The sequence below is a fragment of the Streptomyces sp. NPDC127068 genome, assembly GCF_042724695.1.
GTDB lineage: Bacteria > Actinomycetota > Actinomycetes > Streptomycetales > Streptomycetaceae > Streptomyces.
In genome coordinates, this window is sequence record NZ_JBHXEN010000107.1 from 1 (window position 1) to 6,979 (window position 6,979).

Consider the following 6,979-nt stretch of genomic DNA (forward strand, 5'->3'; position numbering starts at 1 on the left):
CACCACACCCTCCTTCGTGAACCCCCGCTCACCCGCAGCATCCGGCACGTACTTCACACACACAACGATCCGCAAGCTCACAGCGAACACTCCTATCGGCGAGATGGCCCCTACGCGTACGTGTACCCGTACCCGTACCAGCAATGCGACACTATGGCACTCAGTACCCTCTGTAAAGGTACGTAGTGCCAAAAGTGGGCTCGCGGTGTTACGTTCCCCGCATGACCGCAGACACAGATCCGGCCGCCGGCGGCTCCGGCCCCGTGCGCGAGGGGAAGCCCCCGATGCGCGAGGCGCTGGCCGAAGCCGCCTTCCAGCTCTTCCTGGAACGGGGCTTCGAGCAGACGACGGTGGACGACATCGTGGCCCGTGCGGGCGTCGGGCGGCGGTCGTTCTTCCGGTACTTCCCGTCCAAGGAGGACGCCGTCTTCCCGGACCACGAGAGGTGCCTCGCGGACATGCGGGCGTTCCTCGACGCGCACCCCGGCGGGGACCCGGTGGCCCGGGTCTGCGACGCCGCGCGACTGGTGCTGCGGCTGTACGCGGCCAACCCCGAGTTCTCGGTCCAGCGCTACCGGCTCACCCGCGAGGTGCCGGGGCTGCGTACGTACGAACTGTCGGTCGTCCGGCGGTACGAGGCGACCCTCGCCGGGTACCTGCGCGGGCGGTTCGGCGCCTCCCGGGACGGGGACCTGCGGGCCGAGATGATCGCCGCGGCCGTGGTCGCCGCGCACAACAACGGGTTGCGGACCTGGCTGCGCGCGGGAGGTGCGGGCGACCCCGACGAGGAGGTCGACCACGCCCTGGACCTGGTGCTGCGGGTGTGGAACGAGTCCGGTGAGGTGTCGGTGCCCGCCCGCTCGTCAGGGGCCGCGGCGACCGGCGCCCCGACCGGCGAGACCGGTGACGATGACGTGATCGTGGTCGTCGCCAAGCGGAACGCGCCGCTGTGGCAGATGGTCCAGCGGATCGAGTCGGCCCTCGACGAGAACTGACGGAAGCTGACGAGGGCTGACGAGAGGCGACAAGGGCTGATGAAACCGGCGAAAGCCGAGGTCAGGACCTACGGCCCAAAATAACGACACTCAGTGCCTAGCCTGCTCGGCACTGAGTGTCATAGGGTGCGCGCATCGGTCGCGCCGACGCGGCCGGTGCGCCACCGAGCCGAGCGCAGGGGGGTCGTCCGTCCATGTCCCAGCCAGGAACCGACACCACGTCAGACACCCACGGGGAGACCGGCCTTCCGTACCAGCGCTGCCGCTGGTGCGGCACCCCGTCCTTCCGGCGGCTGCTCTGCCCCGTGTGCTCCTCCAGCGACCTGGAGGCCGAGCGCAGTACCGGGGAAGGCGTGGTCGTCCGCTCCGTGGTCGTCCACCGGTACACCCGGCTGGCCCGCAACGAGTCGCTGGTCCGGTTCCCCGAGGGGTTCATCTTCCGCTGCCGGGTCGTCGGCACCGAGCCCCACCTGGTGTGGGTGGGCGCCCGCGTGCGGTACGCGGCGGACCCCGGAACCGATCCGACGTCCGGTGAGGTCGTCGTCGAACTGTGCGATCCGGCCCGGCACGCCGACCACTTCTGACACCCCTGCGGCGGGCGCCGTCCGGCCGATGGGTCCGGACGTGTGACCTCGGGCCGGGAGCCCGTGCGCCGTGCCGACCGGCGCGGCGCGTGCGCCGATACCTTCGAAGCTTGACGTGGAGCCCGCAGCAGGACGCGCGGCTTCCCTCCTGCGTCCCACTGCGAAGGTGGAAACTTGAAGGCCATCCGTCGCATCACCGTCCGACCCGTGCTCCCCGCGCCGCTGGCCCCGCTGAACGACCTGGCCCGCAACCTGCGCTGGTCCTGGCACGAGGAGACCCGCGAGCTCTTCCGCTCCCTCGACCCCGAGCGCTGGGACGCCGCCCACCGCGACCCGGTCCGGCTGCTCGGCACCGTCACCGCCGAACGGTTCGCCGCCCTCGCCGCCGACCCCGCTTTCCTGGACCGGCTCGCCGCCTGCGCCGCGGACCTGCGCGAGTACACCGGGGGCGACCGCTGGTACCAGACCAGGACCGGCAGCGGGGGACCGGCGGCCGTCGCCTACTTCTCGCCCGAGTTCGGCATCACCGCCGCCCTGCCCCAGTACTCCGGCGGCCTGGGCATCCTCGCCGGGGACCACCTGAAGGCCGCGAGCGACCTGGGCGTCCCGCTCGTCGGCGTCGGACTGCTCTACCGGCACGGCTACTTCCGGCAGACCCTGTCCCGGGACGGCTGGCAGCAGGAGCAGTACCCGGTGCTCGACCCCGACGAACTCCCGCTGACCGTCCTCACCGAACCGGGCGGCACCCCCGCGCACCTCGCACTGGCCCTGCCCGGCGGGCGGAGCCTGCGCGCGCGGATCTGGGTCGCCCAGGTCGGCCGGGTGCCGCTGCTCCTGCTGGACTCGGACCTGGAGGAGAACGACAGCGGCGCGCGCGAGGTCACCGACCGGCTGTACGGGGGCGGCAGCGAACACCGGCTGCTCCAGGAGATGCTGCTCGGCATCGGCGGGGTCCGCGCGGTGCGCGCCTACTGCCGCCTCACCGGCCACCCCGCGCCCGAGGTGTTCCACACCAACGAGGGGCACGCCGGGTTCCTCGGCGTCGAGCGCATCCACGAACACGTCGGCCGCGGTCTCGACTTCGACGCGGCGGTGGAGGCGGTCCGCGCCGGAACCGTGTTCACCACCCACACCCCCGTCCCGGCCGGCATCGACCGCTTCGACCGCGCTCTCGTCGCCCGGCACTTCGGCCCCGACGGGGAACTCCCCGCACTCGACGCCGACCAGGTGCTGCGCCTCGGCCGGGAGACGTACCCCGGCGGCGACCCGACCCTGTTCAACATGGCCGTCATGGGACTGCGGCTCGGCCAGCGGGCGAACGGGGTGTCCCTGCTGCACGGGAGGGTCAGCCGTGAGATGTTCGCCGGCCTCTGGCCCGGCTTCGACGCCGAGGAGGTGCCCATCACCTCCGTCACCAACGGCGTGCACGCCCCCACCTGGGTCGCGCCCGAGGTACTGCGGCTCAGCGCCCGGAAGTTGGGGGCCCGCCGGACCGAGGAGGCGCTCTCCACCGGTGACGACTCCCGGTGGGACGCCCTCGCGGAGATCCCCGACCCCGACCTCTGGGCACTGCGCCGCACCCTGCGCGAACGACTCGTCGGCGAGGTCCGCGAGCGGCTGTACCGGTCCTGGCGGCAGCGGGGCGCGGCGGCGGCCGAACTGGGCTGGATCGACTCCGTGCTCGACCCGGACGTGCTCACCATCGGCTTCGCCCGCCGGGTCCCCTCGTACAAGCGGCTCACCCTGATGCTGCGGGACCGGGAACGGTTGACGAGGCTGCTGCTGCACCCGGAGCGGCCGGTGCAGGTCGTCGTCGCCGGCAAGGCGCACCCCGCGGACGACGGCGGGAAGCGGCTCGTGCAGGAGCTGGTGCGGTTCACCGACGACCCGCGGGTGCGGCACCGGATCGTGTTCCTGCCCGACTACGGCATGGGCATGGCGCAGAAGCTCTATCCCGGCTGTGACGTCTGGTTGAACAATCCGCTGCGCCCGTTGGAGGCGTGCGGCACCTCGGGGATGAAGGCGGCCCTCAACGGCTGTCTGAACCTGTCGGTCCGCGACGGCTGGTGGGACGAGTGGTACGAGCCCGACTTCGGTTGGGCGGTGCCCACCGCCGACGGTGACGCCACGGACCCCGAGCGGCGGGACGACCTGGAGGCGCGGGCCCTGTACGACCTGCTGGAGCGGCGGATCACGCCCCGGTTCTACGAACGGGGGCCGGACGGCCTGCCCGACCGGTGGGTCGCCATGGTCCGGCAGACCCTCACCCGGCTCGGTCCCAAGGTGCTGGCCGCCCGGATGGTCCGGGAGTACGTGGAGCGGCTGTACGTGCCCGCGACCACCGCGCACCGGGCGTTGACCGCGGACGCGGCCCGGGAGCTGGCCGGCTGGAAGGCGCGGGTGCGGGCCGGCTGGCCGCGGGTCGCCGTCGACCACGTCGAGGCGTCGGGTGCGGGTGCGCCGCCGGAGTTGGGGGCGGTGCTGCCGTTGCGGGTCAGGGTGCGGCTCGGGGAGTTGGCGCCCGGGGACGTGGAGGTGCAGGCGGTCGCCGGGCGGGTCGACCCGGACGACCGGATCGTCGACGCGGTGGCGGTGCCGCTGAAGCCGGCGGGGGGCGCCGACCTGGAGGGGTGCTGGGTGTACGAGGGGCAGCTCGACCTCGCGCGGACCGGGCCCTTCGGGTACACCGTGCGCATCCTGCCGGCGCATCCGCTGCTGGGGTCCGCGGCGGAGTTGGGGCTGGTCGCCGCGCCGGTGACCGGGACGGCCACCGGCGCGGGAGTGCTGCTGCGCTGAGCCGCGCCGCGGGGCGGCCGGGGGACCCGTCGTTCCCCCGGCCGCCCCACGACGTCGAGCCGGGGAGGCTACGGGAACGTCAGCTTCCAGCTGTTGATGTACCCGGTGTCCTGGGCGGCCACGTCCTGCACCCGGAGCCGCCAGGTGCCGTTGGCCACCTCCGAGGACGCGTCGACGGTGTACGTGGTGTTGACGTTGTCCGCCGAGTCGCCGCTGCTCGAACCCTTCAGGCGGTACGCCGTGCCGTCCGGTGCCACCAGGTCGACCACCAGGTCACCGCGCCAGGTGTGGACGATGTCCACGCCCACCGCCAGGTTGCTCGGGGCGTTGCCGGTGCGGCCCGTCACGGTCACCGCCGAGGTCACGGCCGATCCGCGGTCCGGGATGGCGACGTCCGCGGTGTTCTCGAAGACCGTCCCGGTGGGCGGCTCGCCGCCCGGACGACTGCCGACCGCGACGCCGGCCCACGCGTCCTGCACCGCCTTGTACTCGGGGCTCGTCGTCCCGTACAGCTCGCCCGCGACCGCGAGGGTTCCCGTGCGGGCGCCCGCGTAGTTGGTGGACGAGGTGAACTTCGTGGTGAGCGCGCGGAACCAGATCAGCGCGGCCTTCTCCCGGCCGATGCCCGTCACCGGCAGCCCGTCGGAGGTCGGCGAGTCGTAGGAGACCCCGTTGAGGGTCTTGGTGCCGCTGCCCTCGGACAGCAGGTAGAACCAGTGGTTCGCCGGGCCGGACGAGTAGTGCACGTCCACCGAGCCGATGCCCGCGTACCAGTAGTCCTTGGACGAACCGTCCCGGCTGGGGCGGTCCATGTACCGCAGCGGGGTGCCGTTGCCGCGGATGTCGATCTTCTCGCCGACCAGGTAGTCACCGAGGTCGGAGGTGTTGTTCGCGTAGAACTCGACGGCCGCCGCGAAGATGTCGGAGGTCGCCTCGTTGAGTCCGCCGGACTCCCCGCTGTAGATCAGGCCCGCGGTGTTCGACGTGATGCCGTGCGTCATCTCGTGCGCGGCGACGTCCAACGAGGTCAGCGGCTTGGCGTTGCCCGCCCCGTCGCCGTACGTCATGCAGAAGCACGAGTCGGACCAGAACGCGTTGACGTAGTTGTTGCCGTAGTGGACGCGGGAGGACGCGCCGACCCCGTCGCCCCGGATGCCGCTGCGCCCGTAGACCTCCTTGAAGTAGTCCCAGGTCTCCGCGGCCCCGTACGCGGCGTCGGCGCCGGCGGTCCCGAGGTTGTTCGGGGTGCCGTCGCCCCAGGTGTCGTTGGACTGCGAGAACAGGGTGCCGGTGCCGCTGGTGGCGCGGTTCAGGTTGTACGTGCGGTGGTTGCCGCGCGTCGAGTCGGTCAGGGTGTAGTTCCCGCCCGACTGGGTGCTGCCGACGGTGACCTGGCCGCTGTACTGGGTGTTGCCGACGCCGTTCTCGATGGCCTGCCACTCGTACAGCTTCTCGCCGGTGGCGGCGTCGGTGACGACGTGGAGTTCGTTGGGGGTCCCGTCGTGCTGGAAACCGCCGACCACGGTCTCGTACGCGAGGACGGGCTTGCCGGAGGCCATCCAGACGACCTCGCGCGGGGCGCGGTCGGCGGACTTCTTCTTCGAGCCCTCCGCGGCGGCCTCGCGCACCGCCTGCTTCTCCGCGGTGTCGGCCGCGATGCGCGGGGCGGCGGCGATGCCCTTCAGCGCGGAACGCGACGCCTTGGTGACGCCCTGCGTGGCGCCCGACGCGGTGCTGTCCACCACCAGGTCGCCGCCGAGGACGGGGAGCCCGTCGTAGGTGCGCTCGTACCGGGTGTGGGTCGAGCCGTCGCGGTCCTTGACGACGTCGCGGACGACCAGCTTCTCCTTGGCGCCGAGGCCCAACTCCCGGGCGGTCGCGCCCGATCTCGCCTCGGCGTCGCGTATCAGTGCGGCGCGCTGGGCGGGGGACAGCTTGGCGGGCAGCGAGCCGGGGTCGGCCTTGGTCGACGCGGCCTGGGCCCGCCCTTCGGGAGCGGCGGTGGCGGCGCCCGTCTGCACGGCGACGGCCAGCAGCGCGGCGACGGCGACGAGTGCGCCCCCGGTCGTGGCCCGGCGGCGCCGGGTCCGGCGGCTACCGGGGTGCTGCGCGGGGGGCGGGGGGGAGATGGGTTTCAACACGGACTCCTTCTGCGTGGTCGCCGGTGTGCGCGACCAGGGGAGCCGGGCGGCGGGTGGCCGTCCGGGCAGATCGTGGCGGAACCATGTGCGGTCGGTGTCCCCCCGGTTGGGGGACGGCGGGAGCGCGCGCGGTGCGTGGGGGCCCGCCCGGGGTGCCGTACGGTGCCGCCGGGGCGAGCGGGACGGACCGTGCGGTACGGCGACCGAGGGGAAGACTGGCACTCTCGCGGCTCGCTTGTCAGGAGCGCGTCATAACCTTGGCTCGAAATGGTCCGTTGCGCGGAGGTGGGCGTCCGCTGAGCGGATCGGTTCTGTGCGGGTGCGCTGTGGTTGCCCGCGCAGTTCCCCGCGCCCCCTTCGGGTGCGTCCTCTGCGCATGCGCTGTCCTGCTGGGTGTGCTGGGGTGCGCAGTTCCCCGCGCCCCTATCGGGGCACAGCCCGGACGGAAGGGCCCCGATAGGGG

The 6,979-nt window shown here is 72.8% G+C and carries 4 protein-coding genes; 3 read left to right on the top strand and 1 reads right to left on the bottom strand.

Going from position 1 to position 6,979, the window contains the following annotated elements:
• Positions 1-284 precede the first annotated feature (284 nt).
• The 3 genes from ACFWIA_RS34790 (at position 285) to glgP (ending at position 4,375) form a co-directional block, all read left to right on the top strand.
• Positions 285-995 (top strand): TetR family transcriptional regulator, encoded by a 711-nt coding sequence (locus tag ACFWIA_RS34790; RefSeq protein ID WP_387011280.1) that lies wholly within the window; start codon positions 285-287, stop codon positions 993-995.
• A gap of 194 nt (positions 996-1,189) precedes the next feature.
• Complete coding sequence (locus tag ACFWIA_RS34795) at positions 1,190-1,579, top strand: Zn-ribbon domain-containing OB-fold protein (RefSeq protein ID WP_387011275.1); 390 nt, start codon at positions 1,190-1,192, stop codon at positions 1,577-1,579.
• Positions 1,580-1,753: 174 nt separating this feature from the next.
• Positions 1,754-4,375 (top strand): alpha-glucan family phosphorylase, encoded by a 2,622-nt coding sequence (glgP, locus tag ACFWIA_RS34800; protein ID WP_387011277.1) that lies wholly within the window; start codon positions 1,754-1,756, stop codon positions 4,373-4,375.
• A gap of 68 nt (positions 4,376-4,443) precedes the next feature.
• On the opposite strand, the gene ACFWIA_RS34805 is transcribed toward glgP, so the two are convergent.
• The gene (locus ACFWIA_RS34805; protein WP_387011278.1) at positions 4,444-6,513 is read right to left on the bottom strand and encodes a M4 family metallopeptidase; all 2,070 of its coding nucleotides are present in this window, start codon (positions 6,511-6,513) and stop codon (positions 4,444-4,446) included.
• Positions 6,514-6,979 lie beyond the last annotated feature (466 nt).

Coding starts and splice junctions, on each gene's coding strand:
- ACFWIA_RS34790 (WP_387011280.1), top strand. CDS start 285: ATGCGCGAGGCGCTGGCCGAAGCCGCCTTCCAGCTCTTCCTGGAACGG.
- ACFWIA_RS34795 (WP_387011275.1), top strand. CDS start 1,190: ATGTCCCAGCCAGGAACCGACACCACGTCAGACACCCACGGGGAGACC.